This window comes from Lysobacter sp. 5GHs7-4 (assembly GCF_021284765.1).
GTDB lineage: Bacteria > Pseudomonadota > Gammaproteobacteria > Xanthomonadales > Xanthomonadaceae > Lysobacter.
Genome location: NZ_CP089924.1, coordinates 4,626,594 through 4,651,195 on the forward strand (window position 1 = coordinate 4,626,594; position 24,602 = coordinate 4,651,195).

Annotated in this window: 21 protein-coding genes and 1 tRNA gene; 11 read left to right on the forward strand and 11 right to left on the reverse strand. The window is 69.1% G+C overall.

Going from position 1 to position 24,602, the window contains the following annotated elements:
* Positions 1 to 312: 312 nt before the first annotated feature.
* Positions 313 to 388: transfer RNA gene (locus LVB77_RS20895), tRNA-Ile, on the reverse strand.
* A 99-nt stretch (positions 389 to 487) separates the two neighbouring features.
* Positions 488 to 2,869, reverse strand: a complete 2,382-nt coding sequence (locus tag LVB77_RS20900; protein ID WP_232908119.1) for a GH92 family glycosyl hydrolase — start codon at positions 2,867 to 2,869, stop codon at positions 488 to 490.
* Between the two features lie 211 nt (positions 2,870 to 3,080).
* On the opposite strand from LVB77_RS20900, the gene LVB77_RS20905 reads away from it, so the two are divergent.
* The 4 genes from LVB77_RS20905 (at position 3,081) to LVB77_RS20920 (ending at position 6,875) form a co-directional block, all read left to right on the forward strand.
* The gene (locus LVB77_RS20905; RefSeq protein WP_232908120.1) at positions 3,081 to 4,130 is read left to right on the forward strand and encodes a LacI family DNA-binding transcriptional regulator; all 1,050 of its coding nucleotides are present in this window, start codon (positions 3,081 to 3,083) and stop codon (positions 4,128 to 4,130) included.
* Positions 4,131 to 4,191: 61 nt separating this feature from the next.
* Positions 4,192 to 5,187, forward strand: a complete 996-nt coding sequence (locus LVB77_RS20910) for a carbohydrate kinase (RefSeq protein WP_232908121.1) — start codon at positions 4,192 to 4,194, stop codon at positions 5,185 to 5,187.
* Between the two features lie 99 nt (positions 5,188 to 5,286).
* Positions 5,287 to 6,429: an AGE family epimerase/isomerase gene (locus LVB77_RS20915; RefSeq protein WP_232910391.1), complete on the forward strand. Its 1,143-nt coding sequence runs from the start codon at positions 5,287 to 5,289 to the stop codon at positions 6,427 to 6,429.
* 77 nt (positions 6,430 to 6,506) lie between these two features.
* Positions 6,507 to 6,875, forward strand: a complete 369-nt coding sequence (locus LVB77_RS20920) for a nuclear transport factor 2 family protein (protein WP_232908122.1) — start codon at positions 6,507 to 6,509, stop codon at positions 6,873 to 6,875.
* 184 nt (positions 6,876 to 7,059) lie between these two features.
* On the opposite strand, the gene rpoD is transcribed toward LVB77_RS20920, so the two are convergent.
* Together rpoD and dtd are read right to left on the reverse strand one after the other, a co-directional pair.
* Complete coding sequence (gene rpoD, locus LVB77_RS20925; RefSeq protein ID WP_232908123.1) at positions 7,060 to 8,913, reverse strand: RNA polymerase sigma factor RpoD; 1,854 nt, start codon at positions 8,911 to 8,913, stop codon at positions 7,060 to 7,062.
* A 72-nt stretch (positions 8,914 to 8,985) separates the two neighbouring features.
* Positions 8,986 to 9,426: a D-aminoacyl-tRNA deacylase gene (gene dtd, locus LVB77_RS20930; protein WP_232908124.1), complete on the reverse strand. Its 441-nt coding sequence runs from the start codon at positions 9,424 to 9,426 to the stop codon at positions 8,986 to 8,988.
* A 154-nt stretch (positions 9,427 to 9,580) separates the two neighbouring features.
* Here dtd and LVB77_RS20935 point away from each other — a divergent pair, with 154 nt between their 5' ends.
* From LVB77_RS20935 to LVB77_RS20950, 4 genes are all read left to right on the forward strand, one after another.
* Positions 9,581 to 10,498, forward strand: coding sequence for a lauroyl acyltransferase (locus tag LVB77_RS20935; protein ID WP_232908125.1), 918 nt, complete (start codon positions 9,581 to 9,583; stop codon positions 10,496 to 10,498).
* 80 nt (positions 10,499 to 10,578) lie between these two features.
* Positions 10,579 to 12,021 carry a tetratricopeptide repeat protein gene (locus LVB77_RS20940; RefSeq protein WP_232908126.1) on the forward strand — a complete coding sequence of 481 codons (1,443 nt, stop codon included), beginning with the start codon at positions 10,579 to 10,581 and terminating at the stop codon, positions 12,019 to 12,021.
* Positions 12,018 to 12,548 carry a PH domain-containing protein gene (locus tag LVB77_RS20945; protein WP_232908127.1) on the forward strand — a complete coding sequence of 177 codons (531 nt, stop codon included), beginning with the start codon at positions 12,018 to 12,020 and terminating at the stop codon, positions 12,546 to 12,548. The genes LVB77_RS20940 and LVB77_RS20945 overlap by 4 nt, the downstream gene beginning before the upstream one ends.
* A gap of 85 nt (positions 12,549 to 12,633) precedes the next feature.
* Complete coding sequence (locus tag LVB77_RS20950; RefSeq protein ID WP_232910393.1) at positions 12,634 to 14,082, forward strand: PH domain-containing protein; 1,449 nt, start codon at positions 12,634 to 12,636, stop codon at positions 14,080 to 14,082.
* A gap of 109 nt (positions 14,083 to 14,191) precedes the next feature.
* Here LVB77_RS20950 and LVB77_RS20955 read toward each other — a convergent pair whose 3' ends face one another.
* Positions 14,192 to 15,247 (reverse strand): CDP-glycerol glycerophosphotransferase family protein, encoded by a 1,056-nt coding sequence (locus LVB77_RS20955; protein ID WP_232908128.1) that lies wholly within the window; start codon positions 15,245 to 15,247, stop codon positions 14,192 to 14,194.
* Positions 15,248 to 15,269: 22 nt separating this feature from the next.
* Between LVB77_RS20955 and LVB77_RS20960 the strand changes: the two genes are divergently transcribed.
* Positions 15,270 to 16,085, forward strand: a complete 816-nt coding sequence (locus LVB77_RS20960; RefSeq protein ID WP_232908129.1) for a glycosyltransferase family 2 protein — start codon at positions 15,270 to 15,272, stop codon at positions 16,083 to 16,085.
* Positions 16,082 to 16,930: a glycosyltransferase family 2 protein gene (locus LVB77_RS20965; protein ID WP_232908130.1), complete on the forward strand. Its 849-nt coding sequence runs from the start codon at positions 16,082 to 16,084 to the stop codon at positions 16,928 to 16,930. Before LVB77_RS20960 ends, LVB77_RS20965 begins: the two co-directional genes overlap by 4 nt.
* Positions 16,931 to 17,098: 168 nt before the next feature.
* On the opposite strand, the gene LVB77_RS20970 is transcribed toward LVB77_RS20965, so the two are convergent.
* The 6 genes from LVB77_RS20970 to def form a co-directional block, all read right to left on the reverse strand.
* Positions 17,099 to 18,820, reverse strand: coding sequence for a glycosyltransferase family 39 protein (locus LVB77_RS20970; RefSeq protein ID WP_343226213.1), 1,722 nt, complete (start codon positions 18,818 to 18,820; stop codon positions 17,099 to 17,101).
* Between the two features lie 144 nt (positions 18,821 to 18,964).
* Positions 18,965 to 19,174, reverse strand: a complete 210-nt coding sequence (locus tag LVB77_RS20975) for a hypothetical protein (protein WP_232908131.1) — start codon at positions 19,172 to 19,174, stop codon at positions 18,965 to 18,967.
* A gap of 904 nt (positions 19,175 to 20,078) precedes the next feature.
* Complete coding sequence (rsmB, locus tag LVB77_RS20980) at positions 20,079 to 21,377, reverse strand: 16S rRNA (cytosine(967)-C(5))-methyltransferase RsmB (protein ID WP_232908132.1); 1,299 nt, start codon at positions 21,375 to 21,377, stop codon at positions 20,079 to 20,081.
* Positions 21,374 to 22,297: a methionyl-tRNA formyltransferase gene (gene fmt / locus LVB77_RS20985; protein ID WP_232908133.1), complete on the reverse strand. Its 924-nt coding sequence runs from the start codon at positions 22,295 to 22,297 to the stop codon at positions 21,374 to 21,376. Before fmt ends, rsmB begins: the two co-directional genes overlap by 4 nt.
* 69 nt (positions 22,298 to 22,366) lie before the next feature.
* A complete protein-coding gene (locus LVB77_RS20990; protein WP_232908134.1) occupies positions 22,367 to 22,699 on the reverse strand; it encodes a hypothetical protein in 333 nt (110 codons plus the stop codon).
* 20 nt (positions 22,700 to 22,719) lie between these two features.
* Positions 22,720 to 23,241 carry a peptide deformylase gene (def, locus tag LVB77_RS20995; protein ID WP_232908135.1) on the reverse strand — a complete coding sequence of 174 codons (522 nt, stop codon included), beginning with the start codon at positions 23,239 to 23,241 and terminating at the stop codon, positions 22,720 to 22,722.
* A gap of 161 nt (positions 23,242 to 23,402) precedes the next feature.
* Between def and LVB77_RS21000 the strand changes: the two genes are divergently transcribed.
* A complete protein-coding gene (locus LVB77_RS21000) occupies positions 23,403 to 24,566 on the forward strand; it encodes a LysM peptidoglycan-binding domain-containing protein (RefSeq protein WP_232908136.1) in 1,164 nt (387 codons plus the stop codon).
* The last annotated feature ends 36 nt before the right edge of the window (positions 24,567 to 24,602 follow it).

Genomic DNA, 24,602 nt, shown 5'->3' on the forward strand with positions numbered 1-24,602 from the left:
GGCTAGCTGGACTGTGGATAACTACCGTTCGTCGGCAACGAACGGGGCTATGGGCAGGTGACGTCGGCCGCCTGGATGCACTGCAAGCCTGAAGTGGTGACTGGCCTCAGAGCCAGCCAGGGCGCTCCCTTCCACTAGCAATAGGATTTCGACCCCTGCTGAATGGGTGTCGCGCCGCCGCCACGCGCGCTACCTAAAGTCACCAAGTTCGCTCCATAGCAGACCAGGAACCGTGGCGAAGAGGTTGCGGACACTTGGCGGACACGAGAACTGAGGTACTAACTGACGACGCGCGCAACCAATTGATTTCACTGGTGGGCCCACCAGGATTCGAACCTGGAACCAAAGGATTATGAGTCCTCTGCTCTAACCGTTGAGCTATAGGCCCGCGCGCCGGGGAATTCTACGGGAGCGGGCGGCGCGGCATAAGCCGTGCGGGATGTGCCGCAGGCGGCCGCGCCGGCAGACGCCGGGCGGCCGTTAGCGCTCAGGGCCGCGACATCGAGTACGGCCGCTGCTTCGGATCCGTCGCCCAGGCCTTGTCCGGCTGGGCCTGCATGGTGAAGCGCAGTTCGCCGCCGGCGAGGATTTCCTCATGGCGCAGGTAGGCGCGGTCCAGCGGTTTGCCGTTGAGGGTGGCGCGGCCGATGTAGGTGTGGGCGTCGTCCAGGCCGTCGGCGATCACGCTGAAGCGTTTGCCGTTGGGCAGGTTGAGGGTGGCGCGCGGCAGGAAGGGGCGGCCGATCACGTACTCGTTGCTGCCCGGCGCCACCGGATAGAAGCCCAGGGCGGTGAACACGTACCAGGCCGACATCTGGCCGAGGTCGTCGTTGCCGGCCAGGCCGTCGGGGCGCGGGGCGTACTGGGTGGCCATGATCTGCTTGAGGCGTTCCTGGGTGCGCCAGGGTTGGCCGGCGTACGCGTACAGGTAGGCGACGTGGTGGCTGGGTTCGTTGCCGTGCGCGTACCAGCCGATCAGGCCGGTGATGTCTTCCATGTGCGCGAAGATCTTGGGATCGACCTTGGCGTCGAACACCTCATCGAGCTTGCCGATCAGCTGGTCGTCGCCGCCGTGCGCGCGGGCCAGGCCGGCGACGTCCTGCGGGACGTACCAGGAGTACTGCCAGGCGTTGCCTTCGGTGTAGTCGCTGCCGTAGCCGCTGACGGTGGCGTCGAAGGGTTCGCGGAAGCTGCCGTCGCGCTTGCGCGCGCGCATGAAGCCGGTCTTGGCGTCGAAGGCGTGCTTCCAGTTGCCGGCGCGCTCGTTGAACTTGGCGGCGATGTCCTTGCGGCCCATGGCCTGGGCCATGCGTGCGATGGTCCAGTCGTCGTAGGCGTATTCCAGGGTCTTGGACGCGGCCTCGCCTTCTTCGTCGATCGGCACGTAGCCCAGTTCCATGTATTGGGCGATGCCGTCGTAAGGCCCGTAACTGGCGCTGGCGACCATGGCCTGCAGGGCTTGATCGGCATCGAACCCGCGGATGCCCTTCATGTAGGCGTCGGCGATCACCGGCACGGCGTGGTAGCCGATCATGCACCAGGTCTCCTGGCCGTGGAACGACCACACCGGCAGCACGCCGTAGGGGCTTTCGCGGCGTGAGGCCAGCAGCGAATTGACGAAGTCGCTGTTGCGCTGTTCGGGCTGTACCAAGGTCAGCAGCGGATGCAGCGCGCGGTAGGTATCCCACAGCGAGAACGTGGAGTGGTGGCGATAGCCCTTGGCCTGGTGCACGGCGTTGTCGGGGCCGCGGTAACGGCCGTCGCTGTCCATGAACAGGCTGGGGCCCATCAGCGTGTGGTAGAGCGCGGTGTAGAAGCTTTTGCGCGCGGGTTCGGGTGCGTCCAGATCGACCGCCGACAGGGCCTCGGTCCAACGTGCGCGCGCCTGGGCGCGCACGCCGTCGAAATCGTAGCCGGGGACTTCGGCGTCGAGGTTGGCGATCGCTCCCTCTTCGCTGACCGGCGAGATCGCGACTTTCACCACCAGCGACTGCCCCGATGCGTCGGCGAAATCGAAGGCGCCGACCAGTTGCCGGCCTTCGATCTGCGCGCGCAGGGTCGGCGTCTTTTCGGCCGGGGGCGGGAAGCCCTTGTAGATCACGTCCTGTTCGGTGTCGTGGAACTGGTGGCCGCTGAGCGGGCGCGAGAAGCGCATCGCGAAGTAGAGCTGGCGGCCGGGCGCCCAGCCGCGGGTTTCGCGAAAGCCGGTGACGGTGCCGTCCGGACGCAGGCGCAGCCGCGACCACAGCACCTTGCCGGGATAGTCGTACATGCTGGTGCGCAGATCGATCAGCACGTGCGCCGGCTTGCCCTTGGGGAAGGTGTAGCGGTGCACGCCGACGCGCTCGGTGGCGGTGAGTTCGGCGCGCACCTGGTAGTCGTCCAGGGTCACGGCGTAGTAACCGGGCTGCGCGACTTCATCGTCGTGACGGAAACGCGAGCGGTAGCCGCTGCCGGGCTTGCCGTCCTCGCCGCGCTCCAGGCGCACCTCGCCGGCGATCGGCATCAGCAGCACGTCGCCCAGGTCGGAGTGGCCGGTGCCGGAGAAATGCGTGTGCGAGAAGCCGACGATGCTGGTGTCGTCGTAGCGATAGCCCGCGGCCCAGCCGTAGGCCTCCTTGCGCGGCTTGATCTGGGTATCCGGGCTGAGCTGGACCATGCCGAACGGCACCACCGCGCCGGGGAAGGTGTGACCTTCGCCGCCGGTGCCGATGAAGGGGTCGACCGCGTCGTAGGCGCGGCGCGCGGCGGCGTCGGCAATCGAGGGCGACTGTGCGGTGGCGAGGCCGCTGATCGCCCAGGCCAGCAGCAGAGGCCAGCGCAGATGGCGCTTGAACGAGCGATGCGGGAACGAGGGATCGGCAGGCATGGACGGCTCCGGTGGCGGACCGGGCGGACGACTCCGGCCGGACGGCGCTGTTGATTTAGATCGTTCTAAATTGTCGGCAAACTAACACGCAGTTTTGATGGCCGCATGCTGCACCGCAGAATGCAAGGATGTGGCCGGAAGCGCAGCATGCATCACATTTAGAACGATCTAAACTAATGCACCCCGCCCTGCCCGATCCGGTCGCCATCCGATGAAGCCCACCCGCGCCGCTCCAGGCCGAGTGACCCTAACCGATATCGCCAAAGGTTGCGGCGTTTCGCGCGCGACCGTGTCGCTGGTGCTGCGCGGCAGCCCGCTGGTGAACGTGCGCACGCGCGAGCGCGTGGAAGCCGAACTCAAGCGACAAAACTACGTCTATCACCGCGGCGCGGCCAATCTGCGGCGCAAGGTGTCCTCGGGCGTGGCGCTGGTGATAAACGATCTGTCCAACCCCTTCTTCGCCGAATTCGCCGCCGGCGTCGACGAGTCGCTGGCGACCGCCGGTTACGTGACCTTGCTGGGCAGCACCGGCGAATCGGTGGAGCGCCAGCAGGCGGTGCTGAACTCGCTGCTGGAACACGACCCCGCCGGCATCATCCTGTCGCCGGCCGAAGGCAGCGACGGCGCGCGCCTGCATGCGCTGGTCGGCACGCGCACGCCGGTGCTGGTGTTCAACCGCGAGCTGGACACCGATTGGGACTTCCTGTCGCTGGACAACCGGCGCGGCGCGCAGCTGGCCACCGAACACCTGCTCGAACGCGGCCATCGCCGTATCGCGTTCTTCGGCGGTCATCGCGATTCCAGCTCCTGCCGGGAACGCCGCGAAGGCTATCGCCTGGCGATGACCGCCGCGGGGCTGACGCCGGAACCGCAATGGCTGATCGAGTGCGCGCCCACGCGCCTGGAGGCGGCCGGCCAGACCGGCGCGCTGTTCGCGCGCGATCCCGCGCCGACCGCGGCGGTCTGCTACAACGACGCGGTCGCGCTGGGCCTGATCAACGGCTTGAGCGCGCGCGGCCGCCGTGCCGGCCACGATTTCGCGGTGGTCGGGTTCGACGACATCCCCGAAGCGCAGGTCAGCGCGCCGCCGCTGAGCACGATCGCGGTGGACCCGCGCGCGCGCGGCCGCCAGGCCGCCGAACTGATCCTGCAGCGCTTGCACAACACCGACGCGGCACCCGAACGCACCGTCGCGCCGGTGCGCCTGCAAGTGCGCGCCAGCAGCGATACCGTATCGGCACCACCCGGAGACGCCGCATGAACGCCCGCAGCCTGCGCCACGACGCGTTCAACGCGGTATCGCCCGCGAGGGCCACGCGCTGATGGCACGGATGCAACGCCAGGCCATCGTGTGTTTCGGCGAGGCGCTGATCGATTTCCTCGCGCGTCCGCCGCAGCGGCCGGGCGAGCCGCGCCGGTTCGTCGAATACGCGGGCGGCGCGCCGGCCAACGTCGCCGCGGCGATCGCGCGCCTAGGCGGACAGGCACGCTTCGTCGGCATGCTGGGCGAGGACATGTTCGGCGACTTCCTCTACGAGCAGCTGCGCGACGCCGGCGTGGACGTGCGCCATACCGTGCGCACCGCCGGCGCCAAGACCGCGCTGGCGTTCGTGTCGCTGGACGCGCACGGCGAGCGCAGTTTCAGTTTCTACCGCCCGCCCGCGGCGGACCTGCTGTTCCGCGCCGAGCACTACCACGAACATTGCTTCACCGACGCACTGGCCTTCCACGTCTGCTCCAACAGCCTGACCGAGGCCGGCATCGCCAACGCCACCCTGTCGGGCATGCAGCGCGCGCGCCACGCAGGCGCGCTGGTCAGCATGGACCTCAACCTGCGACCGGCGCTGTGGGCCGACGCCTTCGACCCGCAGCCGACGGTGTGGCGCGCGCTGCTGGAAGCCGACACGATCAAGCTCAGCCGCTCGGAGTTCGACTTCCTGGCCGAACCGCTGGGCGGCGAAACCGCGGCCCTGCAGCGCCTGTGGCACGGCTACGCGACCTGCGTGCTGGTCACCGACGGCGCCGAGCCGATCCGCTGGTACACGCGCACGCGCCAGGGCCGTCTGCCGACCTTCGAGGTGCTGCCCACCGACACCACGGCGGCCGGCGATGCCTTCGTTGGCGGTTGGCTGCACCGTCTGGCGACGCTGGACGTGCAGGCCGCCGACTTCGCGACCTTCCTGGAGCACGACGAGGCGTTTCTGGACGCGTTGCGTTACGCCGCCGCGACCGGCGCGCTGGCGACCACGCGCCACGGCGCATTCGCTGCCATGCCGCCGCGTTCGGAAGTAGAGTCGCTCATGGACGAGCAGCCCTGACGGAGCCACCCCATGAGTCGTGACGACGCACCGCTGCCCGAAGTCGCCCCGCCGGACTTCCGCGACCCGGCCTTCCTGCGCGCGCACATCGCCGACACCATGGCGTTTTACCACCCGCGCGCGATCGATCCGGCCGGCGGCTACTTCCACTACTTCCGCGACGACGGCAGCGTCTACGACCGCTCGCACCGGCACCTGGTCAGCAGCACGCGCTTCGTCTTCAACTACGCCATGGCCGCGCGCGAGTTCGACCTGGACGAGTACCGCGAGGCTGCGCGCCATGGCCTGCGCTACCTGCGCCAGGTCCATCGCGATCCGGTCAGCGGCGGCTACGCCTGGACCCTGCGCGACGGCGTGGCCGAGGACCGCACGAACCACGCCTACGGCGTCGCCTTCGTGATGCTGGCCTACGCCAGCGCGCTCAAGGGCGGCATCGAGGAAGCCGCGCCTTGGCTGGACGAGACCTGGCAGCTGCTGGAAACCTGGTTCTGGGACGAAGACGCCGGGCTGTACCGCGACGAGGCCGACGCGAGCTGGCGCTTTTCCGACTACCGCGGCCAGAACAGCAACATGCACCTGTGCGAGGCGCTGATCGCGGCCTACGAGGCCACCGGCGAGTCGCGCTACTACTACCGGGCGCGCACCCTGGCCAGCCAGATGACGCGGCGCCAGGCGGCGCTGGCCGACGGTCTGGTGTGGGAGCACTACGATCGCGACTGGAACATCGACTGGGACTACCACCGCGACGACCCCAAGCACCTGTTCCGGCCCTGGGGCTTCCAGCCCGGGCACCAGACCGAATGGGCCAAGCTGCTGCTGATCCTGGACCAGCACGCGCAGGAACGCGGCGCGCCGGTGGACTGGCTGCTGCCGGTGGCGCAGCAGCTGTTCGACGCCGCCGTCGCCCACGCCTGGGACGAGACCCATGGCGGCTTGAGCTACGGCTTCGGCCCGGACGGCGCGGTCTGCGACGACGACAAGTACTTCTGGGTCCAGGCCGAATCGCTGGCCGCCGCCGCGCGGCTGGCGCAGCGCACCGGCGAGGCGCGTTACTGGGACTGGTACCAGCGCCTGTGGGTCTACAGCTGGGAGCACTTCGTCGATCACCGGCACGGCGCCTGGTTCCGCATCCTCGACCGCCAGAACCGCAAGTACGGCGACGAGAAAAGCCCGGCCGGCAAGACCGACTACCACACCATGGGCGCGTGCTACGACACGCTGGAGTTGCTGCGTCCGCGGTGAACCGCAGGCACCACCCCTGACAACACGCTGTCAGCAGCGCAGGAGTAGGCTGCCGGTTCCCACCAAGGAGAGACCGCATGAACACCGAGCAAGTCGCGCAACGCCTGGTCGAGCTGTGCCGCAAGGGCGAGTTCGATCAGGCCCAGAACGAGTTGTACGCCGACAACGCCGTCAGCGTCGAGCCCGCGGGCGCGCCGGACGGCATGGGCGACGCGCACGGCATGGACGCGATCCGCGAGAAGGGCCGCAGGTTTGCCGAAAGCATCGAGGCCTACCACGGCGTCAGCGTCAGCGACCCGCTGATCGCCGAGAACTGGTTCAGCGTGTCCATGGGCCTGGACGTGACCATGAAGGGCATGGGCCGCATCGACATGAAGGAGATCTGCGTCTACCGGGTCAAGGACGGCAAGATCGTGCACGAGCAGTTCTTCTACGACGTGGGTTGAGCGCGAGCGGCTGGGGGAAATCGCGGCTCACGCCGCTCCCACAGAAAGCCGAGGCGCACCACGTTGCTGTCTGCGGGAGCGGCGTAAGCCGCGATAGCGAACCCACATCTACGACGCAGGCGACGCGCAAAAGAAAAAGCCCCGCATTCGCGGGGCTTTTTCGTCACGCTGCCGGCGGCAGACCTCAATCGATGTCGAGGAAGCTGCGCAGCTGTTCCGAACGGCTCGGGTGACGCAGCTTGCGCAGCGCCTTGGCTTCGATCTGACGGATGCGCTCGCGGGTGACATCGAACTGCTTGCCGACTTCCTCAAGGGTGTGGTCGGTGTTCATGTCGATGCCGAAACGCATGCGCAGCACCTTGGCCTCCCTCGGGGTCAGGCCGGCGAGCACGTCGCGGACCGTCTCGGAGAGGTTGATGTTGGTGGTGGCTTCGACCGGGGACTCCACGTTGGTGTCCTCGATGAAATCGCCCAGATGCGAGTCCTCGTCGTCGCCGATCGGAGTCTCCATCGAGATGGGCTCCTTGGCGATCTTCATGACCTTCCGGATCTTGTCCTCCGGCATGTCCATTTCCTTCGCCAGCTCTTCCGGAGTCGCTTCGCGGCCGTACTGCTGCAGCATCTGGCGGCTGATGCGGTTGAGCTTGTTGATCGTTTCGATCATGTGCACCGGGATACGGATGGTGCGGGCCTGATCGGCGATCGAACGGGTGATGGCCTGACGGATCCACCAGGTGGCGTAGGTCGAGAACTTGAAGCCGCGGCGGAACTCGAACTTGTCGACCGCCTTCATCAAACCGATGTTGCCTTCCTGGATCAGATCCAGGAACTGCAGACCGCGGTTGGTGTACTTCTTGGCGATGGAGATCACCAGGCGCAGGTTGGCCTCGACCATCTCCTTCTTGGCCTTGCGCGCCTTGGCTTCGCCATAGGCCATCGCACGGCTGATTTCCTTGATGTCGGCCAGGGTCAGGAACGAGGCCTGCTCGATGGCGATGGTCGCCTCCTGCTCGGCGATGACCTGATCCTTGACGTCGCGCAGGCCCGAGGACCACTTCTGCTTGCGCTTGAGCAGCTCGTCCACCCACTCCAGATTGGTCTGGTTGCCTTCCCAGGCGCGGATGAAGTCCTTGCGCGGCATCTTGGCCACGCGCGTGGACAGGTCGAGGATCTTGCGCTCGTGGTCCTTGATCTTGCCGACCACGTCGCGCAGGTTGCGCACCAGCGAATCGGTCAGGGCCAGCGGCAGCTTGAGGGTGACGAACACCGCCGCCATGTCCTCGCGCGCCTTCAGCACGGTCTTGTGGCCCACGCCGTTCTTGGCGTACGCCTTCTGGAACTTGGCGTAGTCGGCGGCCATGGCCTCCATGCGGTTGGCGACCTCGACCGGATCGGGACCGCTGACGGTCTCCTCGGCCTCTTCCTCGCTGGTCTCTTCCTCGTCCTCGTCGCCTTCCTCGACCTCGGCGGCCACCACCGGCGGCGCCGGCGGCTCGGGCTCTTCGTCGAGGTGGTCGTTGAAGCCGACCACGATCTCGGCCAGGCGCTTCTTGCCGGCCTTGTGCAGTTCGTAATCTTCCAGGATCAGCTGGATCGTCGCCGGGAACGAAGCGAGCGAGGCCTGGACCTGGTTCAGGCCCTCCTCGATGCGCTTGGCGATCGCGATTTCGCCCTCGCGGGTCAGCAGCTCGACCGTGCCCATCTCGCGCATGTACATGCGCACGGGGTCGGTGGTGCGGCCGCCTTCGCCGTCGAGCGCGGTCAGCGCGGCCGCAGCTTCTTCGGCGGCGGTGTCGTCGACTTCGCGGTTACCGGTGTTGCCGTCGGCAAGCAGCAGGGTCTCGGCGTCGGGCGCAACTTCGTGCACCTCGATGCCCATGCCGTTGATCATGCCGATGATGTCTTCGATCTGCTCGGCGTCGACCAGGTCGTCCGGCAGGTGATCGTTGACCTCGGCATAGGTCAGATAGCCCTGCTCCAAACCCTTGCTGATCAGGAGCTTGATATCGGACGGAGGGGGCTGTCGTTCGTTGGCCATGGGCTGCGCCACCCGCGCTTGTAGGTCTAGGGAACGTTCCAGTATAGCAGGCCGGGCCGGCTAGGGCCCGGTCTAGGACCGGAGCAGGAAGGTGACCGGGCCATCGTTGACCAGGCTGATCACCATATGGGCACCGAAGCGCCCGGTTTCCACCCCCCCGGCGTGGCCGGCGCGACAGGCCGCGACCAGCCGGTTGAATATCGGTTCAGCCAGATCCGGCGCGGCCGCGGTGCTGAAGCCCGGGCGCATGCCGCTGCGGGTATCGGCGGCCAGGGTGAACTGGCTGACCAGCAGCAGGCCGCCGCCGGTGTCGGCCAGGCCGCGGTTCATGCGCCCGGCCTCGTCGGCGAACACCCGGTAGCCCAACAGGCGTTCGGTCATGCGCACGATTTGTGCCTCGCCGTCGCCGGGTTCGACCCCGACCAGGGCCAGCAGGCCGGGGCCGATCGCGCCCACGGTCTGGCCGTCGACGGTGACGGCGGCTTGGGTCACACGCTGGATCAGGCTGAGCACGGGTGGGGGTCCGGCGACGGGCCGGACAGTGTCGCCCGAGGGCGGCGGTTTCACTAGCGTGGCCGACGGGCGCGGGCCGGCCGGCGCACCCGGCCCGTCGCGTGCGGCCAGACCGCGCACCGGGCGGTCCGCCCGCGCCGGCTAGACTGATGCGATGACCCGTTTCGTCGCCCGCCTGCTCTACCTGCTCGCCTCCGCGCTCGCGCGCCTGCCCTGGTCCTGGCTGCTGCGCCTGGGCGATGCGGTCGCCGCCGCCTGGCGCTGGCGCGACGGGCGCGAGAGCCGGGTGACCCGGATCAACCTGGCCCTGGCCTACCCGGAGCTGCTGCCGGCGCAGCGCGAGCAGTGGCACCGGGCGATCCTGCGTACCACCGGCCGCCAGATCCTGGAAACCCTGCGCCTGTGGACGCGTCCGCACCAGGAGAACCTGGCCCTGCTGCGCGAGACCCACGGCACCGAGCTGTTCGATGCCGCGATCGCGGCCGGGCGCGGGGTGATCGTGGCCGCGCCGCACTACGGCAACTGGGAGCTGCTGAACCAGTGGCTGGCCGCGCGCACGCCGCTGGCGATCCTGTACCGGCCGCCGGAGTCGAAGATCGGCGAGGCCTTCTTGAACCTGGTCCGCGCCGACGCGCCCGACCGGGTCACCCAGATCCGCGCCGAAGGGCCGGCGGTGCGCCAGCTGTGGAAGCTGCTCAACGCCGGCGGCGTGACCGGCATCCTGCCCGACCAGCAGCCCAAGGCCGGCGACGGCGAGTTCGCGCCGTTCTTCGGCGTGCCGGCGCTGACCATGACCCTGCTGAGCCGCCTGGCCGGCCGCACCGGCGCGACGGTGCTGTTCGCGTACTGCGAACGCATCGACAGCCACGACGGTGCGCCGGGCTTCGCGCTGCACATCGAACCGGCGCCGGCGGACATCGGCGACGAGGATCTGGCGGTGGCCACCGCCGCGCTCAACGCCAGCGTCGAACGCATCGCGCGGCGCGATCCGGCGCAATACCAGTGGACCTACAAACGCTATACGCTGCGACCGCCGGGTTCGGGCGAGGAAAACCCGTACTGGAACCGCTGAGCCGACGATCGCGACGCGCGCGCACGCCGACGTGCGCGATGCCGCCGCGCACGGCCGAATCAAATCTAAGGGGACGATGGATGCGTGGTTGGGTGTTGTGTTTGGCGCTGTTGGCCGCGCCGGCAATGGCGGCCGACGAGCTGGCCGAGATGAACGCGGTGAGCCAGGCCTGGGACCGGTACGCGCAGACCAGCAGCAAGGACGACCCCGTCAGCGCGACGCTGGTCGCGCCGTCGACGCTGCGCCATTACCTGTTCCTGCGCGATGCGGCGCGCGCCGCGTCCGCCGACCAGATGCGGCGCATTCCGATCGCCGACCGCACGCTGGTCTATGCGCTGCGCGCGAGCCAGACCGACGCGCAACTGACCGCGCTGGACGGCCCAGGCATAGCGCGGCTGTGCTTCAGCCGCGGCTGGTGCGGCGTGGTGGCGCCGGACAAAGGCGAGTCGCTGCCGGCCCTGAGCCACGTCACCCTGATCGGCACCGACCGCGCGGTGGGCGAACTGGGGCCGCCGACCGGCGCGAACTATCAGTTCGGCCCTGAATTCGTACGCGCGGACGGCGACTGGAAAGTGATGCCGGAGTCCCTGGTCCCCGACGAATCGGCGGGAGTGCTGGAGGCCGCCACGCAGGCGGGCATGAGCGAGGAAGACATGGCGCAGGCCATCCTGGCGCAATTGCTCGGCGACGACACCGAGGCGCCGGCGCTGGCCAGCCTGGGACAGCCGCTGCAGGACGATTCGGGTTTGCGCGCCAGCCTCAACGATCGCTGGCCCAACTACCTGGCCCCCTACAAGACCCGTCAGCTGGCGCTGGAGCGCAAGGCCGAGGACGGCGACTCGCTGGCGCAGCTGGGGCTGGGCGCGATGCTCTATTCCGGGCAGCCGTCGGCATGGGTGGTGCAGGACAAGGTGCGCGGCATGAAGCTGCTGGAGCAGGCCAGCGAAGGCGGCAACGCGACCGCGGCGTTCGTGGTGCTCGGCGAATTGCTGGACCGCAGCCACATGACCAAAGGCAAGCCGATTCCAGCCGAACGTCTGATCAAGGCCTTGCCGCACATTCGGCGTTCGGCCGAAAGCGGCCAGGCCCCGGCGATGGGCATGCTGTCCGATCTGTACTTCAACGGCGCGGCCGGTCTGAAGCGCGACTGCCGCCAGGCCGACGAATGGGTCGCGCGCGCCGAGGACGCCGGCGCCGCGAAGGCACGCAACAATCGGATATGGAACCTGGCGGTGTGCCCGATCCCGGAGCAGCGCGATCCGGCGCGCGCGCTGGCGCTGGCTCAGCGCATGATCGAGCAAGCCGACACGCTGTCCGGCTCCGAGCTGGATACCGTCGCGGCGGTCTACGCGGCCAACGGCAAGTTCGACGAAGCGGTCGACTTCCAGAAGCGTGCGATCGCCAAGTTCGACGCCGACGGCGCAGCGCAAACCTCGCAGCGCGCACGCACGCGCCTGAAGGCTTACAGCGCGCGTCGCGACTGGGTTCAGGACTACAACGCCCTGGAGTTGCCGATCGAATGAACGCCAGCCCGCACGAGCCCGTAGCCACCTCAGACGCGGAGCCGACGCCCGCCGCCGAAACACCGTGGCAGGCGCTGCCGCCGCGCGCACGCCCCTTGTTCGTGCTCGACACCGCGATCTCGCTGGGCGTGCTGTTCGGCCTGGTGGCCGTGGTGTCGGTGACGGTGTGGCTGGGCGTGGCCGCGGGCATCGCGGCCGGCGCGACCGGCGCGCTGCTCGGCGTGGCGTTGGGCATCTGGATCGGCAGCAAGCAGTTCAAGCATTGCTACTGGCGCCTGGACGCGCACGGGCTGGCGGTGCGCCGCGGTCGTCTGTGGCAGCGCGAGACGCGCGTGCCGATCACGCGCGTGCAGCACCTGGACCTCAAGCACGGCCCCTGGCAGCGCCGTCGCCAGCTGGCGACCCTGGTGGTGCACACCGCCGGCACCCGCCACAGCTCGGTCAACGTGCCGCACCTGGATGCGCAGGACGCGCAGCGCCTGCGCGACCGTCTGGGCCGGCAGATCGACGTCGATGACGAATCCTGACCCGACCGGCGGCGCCGGCGACGAGGCGCCGAGCGCCGCGCCGACCGCCAGCGAGGCGGCCAGCGCCGAACGCCGCCTGCATCCGATGTCGTGGCTGTTCGTGCTGCTGGCGCAGCTGCGCCAGTTCATCTTTCCGCTGATCATCCTGGTGGTGGCCGGGCGCGGCGACCGCAACGAGCTGTGGTCGCTGCTCGCGGTCGGCGCGCTGGTGGTGCTGTCGCTGTGGCAGTACTTCACCTATCGCTACGGCGCCACCGACGACAGTCTGGTGGTGCGCAGCGGCCTGTTCGAGCGCAGCCTGCGGGTGATTCCGTTCGCGCGCATCCACAACGTCGCGCTGCGCCAGTCGGCGCTGCACCGCGTGTTCGGCGTGGCCGAGGTGCGGCTGGAATCGGCCGGCGGCAACAAGCCCGAAGCCGAGATGCGCGTGCTCAAGCTGTCCGACGCGCTGGCGCTGGAGGCGCTGGTGCGTCGCCGCGGCGCGGCCGAAACCACCGGCCAGGCCGCCGAGGACGCCGCCGCGGCGCCGCTGCTGAGCATGTCGCTGGGCGAGGTGCTGCGCCTGGGCGTGGTCAACAACCGCGGCATGTTCGTGGTCGGCGCCGGCGTCGCCGCATTCATGCCCTACAGCCGCGAGCTGGTGCCCGACGGCATGGCCGGACAACTGCGCGCGCTGGTGCTGTCGCTGTTCGGCTGGACCAGCGAACACCACTTCGGCGTCGTCCAGTACCTGCTGGGCGCGCTGGTGCTGGTCGGCGTGTTCGTGGGCCTGGTGCGGCTGCTGTCGATGCTGCTGGCCCTGCTGCAGTACTACGGCTTCCGCCTGACCGAACACGGACGCCGGCTGACGGTGGAGCGCGGCCTGCTGGCGCGCTGGCGCACCAGCGCCTCGCGCCGCCGCATCCAGGCCTGGACGCTGCGCGAAGGCCCGATGCACCGGCTGCTGCGCCGGCGCACGCTGGAGATCGAAACCGCGGTCGGCAACGAGCAGGAACAGGAACGCGCATTGCGCGAGCTGGCGCCGCTGGCGACGCCCGCGCAGTGCGAGTCGCTGATCGAGCATCTGCTGCCGCGGGCCGGCTGGTCGCGGCTGGACTGGCGCGCGCTGCCGATGGCGAGCTGGTGGCGGCTGTTCGTGCCGGGCCTGCCGTGGCTGGCCGCGATCGTCGGCCTGTTGTGCTTCCGTTTCGGCGCCTGGGGCCTGCTGGCGCTGCTGTGGCTGCCGTGGGCGGCGTACAAGGCGCGCCAGCGCGCGCACCGCATGGGCTATGCGCTCAACCCGGAGCTGATCGCCGTGCGCGAAGGTTGGTGGAAGCGCTACTGGCGCTTCGCCGAGGTCGACAAGCTGCAGGCCTTGCAGCTGGTGCGCAATCCGGTCGACCGCCGCTGCGGCACCGCGACGCTATGGCTGGACACTGCCGGCGCCGGCGCGCTGGCGCCGCCGCTGCGCATCCGCTACCTGCCGCTGGCCGAGGCCGAAGCCTTGTACCGCAGCCTGTCGGCGACGCTGGCGACGCGCAAGCTGCGCTGGTAGCGCGAAGCGCGGCCCTGCTTACTGACTCTCGGGCTTTCTGACTATCTGGCCCTCTGTGGGAGCGGCGTAAGCCGCGATGAGGCACCGCATATCGCAGCGGCTGAATCGCTCAGCCACGCCCCCAATATCCCAACTCGCGGCGAATCTGCAGCGCGCGCAGACGCGCCGAGAACGGCTTGGGCCCAAGCCGGCCCAGGCGGCCTTCGATCAAGTCCTCGGTGGCCGCGATCACGCGTTCCGACGAACGCCCGTCGCGGTACGGATGGATCGCATCGGCGTAGGCATCCAGCGAAGCCTGTAGCTCCGGCGTGGGCGTGAAGGCCTGTTCCAGCATCGCCGGCAGCTCGGCCGGCTCATGGAAGTCGATCATGTGCGCCTTCGGCGCGCGGTTGCGGAACGTCACCACCGGTTTGCGCTGGACCACGAACTCCGAGACCACCGAGGTGGTGTCGGCGACCAGCACCTCGGCCGCGCGCTGGGCCGCGATCAGTTGCTCGGTCTCGACGAAGTCGGCATTGGGACCGGCCAGCTTGCGGTAACGCTCGAACAGGTCCGGCGGGCATTTCGGGTGCAGGGTCAGCAGCCAGTAGCGCTCGCCGCGGCGGATCTCCTGCGCGATCGCCTCGTACAGGTGCGGGGCCGCGCTCAGGCGCTCGGTGAAGGTCGAGGCGAACAGCACCACCGGCCGCCGGCCGGCGCGCCGGCGCAGGCGCGCGGCGCTGCCGTCGTCGTCGCGGAACAGCGGGTCCAGCTTGGGCCAACCGGTCTCGACCACGGCGAAATGGCCGGCTTCGGCGGCCAGGGTACGGAACGGCGCGGTGGTGGCCGGCCCCTGCGTGCAGTACAGGTCGAACAGGCCGCGCACGCGGAAATGGCCGCGCGCGTCTTCGCGCTTTTCGACGTTGAAGCCGTGGAACAGCTGCACCTTGGCCCCGGCGACGAAGGGCGGCACCCAGTTGGCGGCGCTGAACACGGCGCGCGGCTTCAGCGCCACCGCCTCGTGCAGGCCGACGCTGCGCACCGGCGCCGGCAGGCGCGCGCCGGCCGCGCCGTCGACCAACCAGGCGTGCACCGCGTGCCCCTGCGCTTGCAGCGCATCGGCCAGCGGTTGCAGGATGGGCAGCGCATAGCGCTCGCTCGCGAACAACAGGTAATCCGCCATCAACGCATCCCGGACTGAATCGAACGTGGCCGCCGCGGGCGCGCAAGCGCGCGCGGCGCAGGCATCTTGCCAGCTTTCGGCCTGCATCATCGCCTTCAACGAGGCCGACCGCATCGGCGACTGCGTGGCCTCGCTGGCGTTTTGCGACGAGATCGTGGTGGTGGACTCCTATTCCACCGACGCCACCGTCGAGATCGCGCGCGCGGCCGGCGCGCGCGTGCTGCAACGGCCGTTCGACGGCTTCCGCAGCCAGAAGCAGTTCGCGATCGAACAGGCCGCGCACGACTGGGTGCTGTGCCTGGACGCCGACGAACGCGTCGACGAGGCGCTGCGTGTGGCGATCCAGGCCGAGCAGGCGGCCGGTTTCGACGCCGCGGCCGGCTACCGCTTCGCCCGCCTGTCGGAGTACTTCGGCAAGTTCCTGCGCCACGGCAACGCCTATCCCGACCGCGTGCTGCGCCTGTTCGACCGCCGCCGCGGCGGCTGGCGCGGCCAGCGCGAGGTGCACGAGGCCGCCAGCGTCGACGGCCCCGTGCGTACCCTGCCGGGCGACCTGATCCACTACCCTTACCGTTCGCTGGAACAGCAACTGGCCAAGACCCAGCGCTACGCGCGCATGATGGCCGAACACGACCACGCGCGCGGCAAGCGCGCCACCCTGGGCAAGCTGGTGCTGGCGCCGGCCTGGCGCTTCTGGCGCGGCTACGTGCTGCGCGGCGGCTTCCTCGACGGCTGGCACGGCCTGGTCTACGCCTACGTGCGCGCCAACTACGTACGTCAGAAAACCATCATGCTGTGGATGTTGCAGAACGGTCAGCGCGTCACCACGTCCGAACCATGAACGCCTCCATTGCCCCACGCGCGAGCGTGGTCATCACCACTTACAACTGGCCCGAGGCCCTGGACCTGGCCTTGCGCGCGCTCGCGCGCCAGCGCCGGCTGCCGTTCGAGGTGGTGGTGGCCGACGACGGCTCGCGCGAGCCCACGCGCGCGTTGATCGCGCGGATCGCGCGCGACTATCCGGTGCCGCTGCGCCACAGCTGGCAGGAAGACCTCGGCTTCCGTGTCGCCCTGGCGCGCAACCGCGCGATCGCCGCCACCTCCGGCGACTACGTGCTGCTGCTGGACGGCGACATGGTCGCGCACCCGCGCTTCGTCGCCGACCATCTGCACGCGGCCCAGCGCGGCAGTTTCGTGCAGGGCCAGCGCGTGCTCACCGACGAAGTCGGCCGCGACCGTCTGCTGTCCGGCGAAACCCAGGCGCTGGGCTTCTTCGACCGCGGCCTGACCCGCCGCCGCCACACCCTGCGCATTCCCGCGCTGGCGGCGTTGTCGCTACGCGGCACGCGCGGGCAAAGCACCGCCGCGATCAAGACCTGCAACCAGGGCTGGTGGCGCGACGACCTGGTCGCGCTGAACGGTTTCGACGAGCGCTACGAAGGCTGGGGCCGCGAAGACAAGGACCTGGCCGTGCGCGCCTTCCATGCCGGCCTGGAACGGCGCTCGCTGCGCTTCGCCGGCCTGGCCACGCATCTGTACCACCGCGAGCGCCACGACGACGGCGACAGCCCCAACGACGCGCTGCTGGCGGAGGCCAAGGCCAGCGGACGGGTGCGCGCGCTGGTCGGGTTGGAGCCGCACTTGGCCGAGTTCGCCGCGCGGCCGCTGCCTGATTTGCGCGGCTGAGGCGGCAGCAAGAGCAAAAAGCAAATCCCCCGTCGCCTGCTGCGCAGGCGCCCGCCCCCCCTTTTTCAAAGGGGGCTATAGAGCGGCCGACACGCTCACGAATCCGCCCTTGCCAGCGTTGCATCTCCCCCTTTGAAAAATGGGATTAAGGGGAATTTGCTCTCCGCCCTACTCGTCCTGCTGCACCTCATCGCCGGCAGCCTCTATCCGCACCGGCCCCGACCCGCACGCCGCGGCCGCCGCACCCGGCACCAGCGTCCAGCCGCGGCGGTTCGCATTGCCCATATGGATGCTGTGCCGCGCGTCGATGCAATCGGCCAGCGCCACGTCCTGCACCAGCAGCCAACGATTGCCGGGGTTCTGCGCCTGCCAGACCAGACCGCGGCGCATCTGCTCCTTGAAGTCGAGCTTGAAGCCGAAGGTCGTCGCCGGACGGTCGGCCATCAGCAGGTTCTGCTCGCGCCAGGCGACCAGCGCCAGCTCCGCCTGCGGGCCGATCTCGCGGCCGACCTGGGCCATCAGTCCACGCGCGGACGAGGAGTCGTTGATCAGCGGCGCCATCAGCAATCCGAACCCCACCCACAGGCCGGTCAACAGCGACGCCATCGCCGCCAGCGGACGCCGTGGACCGAACCACAACAGGCTCGCCAATCCCCACACACCGACCGCCATCAGGCTGGCCGCCATCGCGCGCGCGCCTTCGGCGATGCCGCGCTCAGCGACCAGCTTGCGCTCGAAGCCTGGATCGCCGAACCACATCGCCGCGCCCAGGCCCAACACGCCCAGCGCGAACAGCCAGCTGAAACCGGCCGCGATGCGCCGCGCCCACAGCTTGCGCACGATGCCCGGCAGCAGCGGCGCCAAGGCCAGGCACACCATCGGCAGCGCCGGCAGGATGTACATGTCGCGCTTGCCGTTGGGCAGGCTGAAGAACACCAGCACCAGCGCCCACCACGCCAACGGCAGCAGATAACGCGGATCGCGGCGGCGCAGGCGGCGGCGCCAGGCCGGAATCGCCCAGGGCAGCGCCAGCATGGTCGGCAACCACATGGTCAGCACGACCTCGACGAAGTACCACGGCGGCTGCCCGTGGTCCCACGACGCGCCGTAGCGCTTGGCGGTCTGGCGCAGCAGGATGTCGTCCATGTAGGCGCGGTACTCGGGCGAACCGTTGCCCGTCGCGGCGATCACCATCGGCACCAGCCACACGCAGGCCGCGGCCACGAACGCGAGCGGACCCAGCCAGAACTTCGGATTCGCGACCTGCACGCGCACGCGCCAACCGCGCAGCGCGGCGATGCCGGCCGGCAGCAGCATCAACAACGCGATCGCGCCGACGCCCTTGCTGATCGTGCCCAGTCCCGCGGCCGCCCAGCCCAGCGTCCACATCTTCCAATCGCCACAGCCGTCCTTGCGCCAGCTCAGCACGTGCCGCAACAGGCCGTAGTTGGCCAAGGTGATCCAGAACACCACCAACGGATCGATCTGCGCCTTCTTCGACTGCCAGGTGAACTGGAACGCGAACAGCAGCGCCCAACCCGCATACAGCCCGACCTTGCGCGTCCACAGGCGCCGGCCCAGATCGACCACGCACCACAGCGTGCCCAACGCGGCCAGCAGCGAAGGCAGCAGAAACGCCACCCGCCAGTCGCGAAACACGGTGTAAGCCGCGGCCTGCAGCCACATGAACAACGGCGGCTTGTCCGAATACAACTCGATCCCGCGATGCGGGAACAACCAGTCCCCGCTCTCGACCATCTGCCGGGCGACCAGCGCGAACCGCGGCTCGTCGGCCGGCCAAGGATCGCGCAGCCCCAAACCTGCGCCCAGCACCAGCAGGGCGATGATCCAGAACAGCCAGGTGTCGCGGGAGCGGGTCGAATTGAGCATGCGCGCGATGATAGCCGCGAAGGCGAGCGGGAATGTCGGAGAAATGTTCAGGCGGGCCGGACTGTCCGATCCGACCCGGCTGCGGGCAGGCGGGCGCTAAGGCGCGAACCAAAGGAAAGCCGTACGCATAAGCCACCCGACCTATCACCGCCACGACCCCGCCAATGCCGCCTTGGCGATGGCGATGGCGATGGCGATGGCGATGGCGATGGCGATGGCGATGGCGATGGCGATGGCGTTGCCGTTGCCGTTGCTGTTGCCGTTGCCGTTGCCGTTGCCGTTGCCGTTGCCGTTGCCGTTGCCGCTGAGTTTGCTCCGGCATTGAAGTCCATAGAACCGAAGCCACACGACCATTCCCAGACCCGAAGGGCGGCGCGCAGGACGCGCGCCGTTTTTCGATAAGACAAGGATGTCTTATCGAAAAATCCCCGCGCCAGAACCGAAGCCACACGGGAGCTCTGGGCTCAGACCCTTCTCTTTGGTTACTTTCTCTTGGGTCAGCAAGAGAAAGTGACCCGCATGCGCAGCAGGCGGAAGCCTTTGACCTTCGGTCAGAAGAAGCGAAACAACAGCAAAAGCAAATCCTCCCCAACCCTCCTTTGTTAAAGGAGGGAGCTAAAAGCGGGACGCCGGGATCTGGAGACCATCGGAGCCGGATAGGCGCAATAACCGGGATTCGCGGTCGCGGCTCACGCCGCTCCTACAGGGAGCACCGGCAAGAGAAAGTGACCCGCATGCGCAGCGGGCGGAAGCCTTTGACCTTCGGTCAGAAGCAACAGAGCAAGAACAAAAGCAAATCCTCCCCAACCCGCCCGGCCAACAGGCACAGCCTGTTGTCGTTCACCCGTGCACGAACCTGCGGTTCCTAAACGCACGGCTTCACCCTTTGTCAAAGGAGGGAGCTAAAAGCGTGACGCCGGGATCTGGAGACCATCGGAGCCGGATAGGCGCAATAACCGGGATTCGCGGTCGCGGCTCACGCCTCTCCTAAAGAGAGCGCGAGCAAGAGAAAGTGACCCGCATGCGCAGCAGGCGGAAGCCGTTGACCTTCGGTCAGAAGAAGCGAAACAACAGCAAATCCTCCCCAACCCTCCTTTGCCAAAGGAGGGAGCTAAAAAGCGCGACGCCGGAATCTGGACGTCATCGGAACCGGACAGACGCGGTCGCCGGGATTCGCGGTCGCGGCTCATGACCGAAGGAAATCCCTGTGGGACGCCGCTCCTACAGAGGACTGCGGAGCAACCGGTGGATCGCGAAACTACGCCGCTTTACGCAAGCGCGAATAGAAAAACCCATCGTAACCCAACTCCCCCGGCAACCGCTGCCGACCCACCTCGCGATCGCGACCGAACCCCTCGCCCAAATCCTCGACCCGCGCATCCGACGCGCGCGCAAGGAACCCGCGCACCTGATCCTCGTTCTCCTGCTTGAGGATCGAACACGTCGCGTACAGCAGCACCCCGCCCGGCGCCACCGTGCGCCACAACGCATCCAGCAGGCGCGCCTGCAACGCACTCACCGCGCTCACGTCGTTCTCGCGCCGGTGCATCAGCACATCGGGCTGGCGGCGCACGATGCCCGTGGCCGAGCACGGCGCGTCCAGCAACACCGCGTCGAAAGGCGTGCCGTCCCACCAGGCCGCCGTGTCGGACGCGTCGGCCGAGAGCAGGCGCGCATGCGTGTCCAGACGCAACCGCGTCAGCCCGCTGCGCACCGTGTTCAAGCGCGCCGCGTCGATGTCCAGCGCGGTCAGGCGCAGGCCGGGGTCGCGTTCGAGCAGATGCGCGGCCTTGCCGCCGGGCGCGGCGCAGGCATCGAGCACGCGTGCGCCGGGCGGCGGCGCCAGCGCATCGGCGACGCGTTGCGCGGCGCCGTCCTGCACCGAGACCGCACCGTCGGCGAAGCCCGGCAGCGAGGCGATGGCGAGCGCTTCGTCCAAGCGCAGGGCGTCGGGCAGCGCGTCGTCGACGGCGGCGTCGATGCCGGCTTCGTGCAAACGCGCGCGATAGCCGTCGCGCGTGCCCTGCAACCGGTTCACGCGCAGCCACAGCGGCGGCGCGCGGGTGCTGGCGTCGAGGATCGCGATCTCGTCTTGCGGCCAGTCGCCGGCGATACGCGTCCGCAGCCAGGCCGGCCAATGCGCATGCGCGTCCACCGCCGGCAGGCCGTCGCGCAGCGCGCGCCGCAGCAGGGCGTTGACCAGACCGGCCTGATGGCTGCGGCCGATGCTGCGCGCGGCATCGACGGTGGCCGCGACCGCGGCGTGCGCGGGCAGGGCCAGATCGAGCTGGGCGAAACCGACGTAGAGCAGCGCGCGCAGGTCGCTGTCGCGCTTGCCCAACGGGCGCGGCATCCAGGCCTTGAGCGCGGCCTCGTAACGCGCGGGCTGGCGTAGCACAGCGAAGCAGATCGCCTCCACCAGCGCGCGATCGCGCGGATCTTTCAGCGCCGGCAAGGCGCTGCCGAGTTCGGGCTTGAGCGAGCGGCCGCGGTGCAGCACCGCATCGAGCACGCGCGCGGCGACCGCGCGGCTTTCGGCGCCGCTGGACGCGTTCACGCGCCGACCGCCAGGTCGCGGCGGCCGTTGAGGTAATCGGCCGCGGTGATGGCCTTGCCGCCGTCGCGTTGCAGCACGCGGATGCGCAGCGCGCCTTCGCCGCAGGCCACGTCGATGCCGTCGCGGCCGGCCTGCAGCACGGTGCCCGGCGCGGCGCCGTGATCCAGCGGCAGCGCGATCGCGCCGTGCAGGCGCAGGCGCTCGCCGGCCAGCACCGCCTCGGCCATCGGCCAGGGATTGAACGCGCGCACCTTGGCCGCCAGCGCGGTCGCGGGCTGCTGCCAGTCCAGCCGCGCCTCGGCCTTGTCGAGCTTGTGGGCGTAGGTCACGCCATCCTCCGGTTGCACCCACGGCCGCGGACGCAGGTCGGCGCGCAGCAGGCCCAGACCGTCGCGCAGCACCTGCGCGCCGATATCGGCCAGGCGGTCGTGCAGTTGTCCGCCGGTTTCGTTGGCGTCGATGTCGGTGGTCTGCGCCAGCAGCACCGGACCGGTGTCCAGGCCCTTCTCCATCTGCATCAGGCACACGCCGGTCTCGCGGTCGCCGGCCTCGATAGCGCGCTGGATCGGCGCGGCGCCGCGCCAGCGCGGCAGCAAGGACGCGTGCACGTTCCAGCAGCCGTGGACGGGAATGTCGAGCACCGACTGCGGCAGGATCAGGCCGTAGGCGACCACGATCATCAGGTCCGGCTGCAGCGCGCGCAGCGCCTTGCGCGAGATCGCGGCCTTGAAGTTCTCCGGCTGCAGCACCGGAATGCCGCGCAGCAGCGCCTCGCGCTTGACCGGCGAGGGCGTGAGTTCGCGGCCGCGGCCGGCGGGACGATCGGGCTGGGTGTAGACGGCGACGACTTCGTTGTACTGCGCGGCCGCGCGCAGGCTGGGCACGGCGAAATCGGGGGTGCCGGCGAAAACGATTCTCACGTTGCGAACTCCTTCAAGGGTGCCAGGCCGGCGGCGGCGTTGCGTCGGCGGATGCGACGCGCGCGGCCGTCAGGCGTCGCGCGACAGCGGACCGCCGCGTTGCAGCCAGCCCGACAAGCCCGGCGCCAGGCGCTCGAACGCGTCGGCCGTCATCGCGCCGTGATCCACGCAGTACACCGGCGGATCGGGCAGGCAGGGATCGATCATTATCGCGCGCCCGCCGCTGTCGTCGCCGATGGCGAGATAGCCGGGGCAGTATTCGCGGGTTTCGTAGGTGAGGTTGCGCTCGATCAGTTCGTCGGGCGCGTACAGGCGCACGCGATCGCCGAGCAAGCGGCCGCCGTGGGCGGCCAGCATCGCCAGGCAGGGCGCGGCGAAGGCGGCGCCGAACCAGGCCTGCACCGGCGCCAGCGGCGCCGCGCTCAGGCCGCGTCGCCGGCGAGCTTGCGCTGCTTGGCCAGCTTCTTGCGCACCATCTCGCGCTTGAGCGGCGAGAGGTAGTCGACGAACAGCTTGCCGTCCAGGTGGTCCATCTCGTGCTGGATGCACACCGCCAGCAGGCCGTCGATCTGCAGCTCGAAGGGCTGGCCGTCGCGGCCGATCGCGCGCACCGTGATCTCGTTGGCGCGGGTCACGTCGGCGAAGATGCCTGGCACCGACAGACAGCCTTCCTGGTAGACCTGCTCGCCGGCCTTGGCCACGATTTCGGGGTTGATGAAGACCAACGGCCGGTCGTGCTCCTCCGACACGTCTATCACCATGAAGCGCTGGTGCACGTCGACCTGACTGGCGGCCAGACCGATGCCCGGGGCGTCGTACATGGTCTCGAACATGTCGTCGAGCAGCGTCTGGAACGCCGGCTCGGTGACGCGGGCAGGGTCGACCGGCACGGCTTTGGTGCGCAGGCGGGGGTCGGGAAATTCGAGGATCGGCAACAGAGACATGGCGTCGAAAAAAATGGGGGCGTCGGTCACATACACAAGCAAGAAGGGGATTGTAACCCCGTTTTGGGCCCTGAAAGCTTGCAAGCACGGGGTTCTTCTGGGCTATAGTTCCGAGGCCCGCAATGGGCAAACCTGCAAGGGGAATCAGGTAGATGGCCGCCATGTTTAAACCATTCCGCGCGGTTGCAACCGCCGCGTTGCTGACGATCGCCACCTACGCCCTCGCGGCGGAGATGCAAGGCGGTCACCCCGACACCTACGTGGTCAAGCGGGGCGATACCCTGTGGGACATCGCCGGGCGTTTCCTGAAGCGTCCGTGGCTGTGGCCGGAAATCTGGCAGGCCAACCCGCAGATCAAGAATCCGCACCTGATCTACCCGGGCGACGTGATCTCGCTGGCCTACCTGGACCGCCTGGGCGTGCAGCCCGGTCCGCGTCAGGAAGCCCCGATCACCGGCATCCCGCTGGAGCAGGTCGAGCCGTTCCTGAAGAACCTGCGCGTGGTCGACAGCTTCGAGCACCTGCCCTACGTGGTCAGCCTCGAAGAGGACCGCCTGCGCGGCGCCCAGGGCCAGGTCGCCTACATCAAGGGCCTGCAAGGCGCCCAGGCCGGCCAGCGCTACGCCGTGGTCCGCCCGACCCAGCGCTACAGCCGCCTCAAGAACGAGAAGTGCTGCGACGTCACCGGCCGCGCCACCACCCTGCGCAGCCACGAGCTGGACTTCAACGGCCGTAACCCGGCCGGCTTCCAGGCGCTGTGGACCGACGCCACCCTGCCCCAGGGCCGTGGCGACATCATCGGCTACGAGCTGATGCAGCTGACCACCGGCACCGTGAGCCGCGGCGAAGTCGGCGGCGTCGGCGCCAGCACCCTGCTGATCGACGATGCCGGCCGCGAAGTCCGGGTGGGCGACCGCCTGATCCCGGTCGAAGCCCAGCCCTACGACCTGCAGTTCTTCCCGCATCCGCCGAAGCAGGAGTTCCAGTACGGACACGCCCGCGTCCTGGCGGTGGCCGACCAGCTCACCAGCGGCGGCGCGCGCGACGTGGTTGCCCTGTCGGTGGGCCGTCTGGACGGCATCGACAACGGTACCGTGCTGTCGACCTGGCGCGTCGGCCGCAACGTGGTCGACCGGGTCAAGGTCGGCGCCGAGCGCAGCGACGACACCGTCGGCCGCGCCAGCAAGGTCCGCGCGCCCGACGAATACGCCGGTCACGTGATGATCTTCCGCACCTTCGACAAGGTCAGCTACGGCCTGGTCATGGAAGGCGTGCGCCCGACCCGCGTGGGTTACGAGCTCAAGCATCCGGACGCGCCGTACTGATCGGCGTTGCCCTAGGCCGCAGGCCGGGGTTTTCCT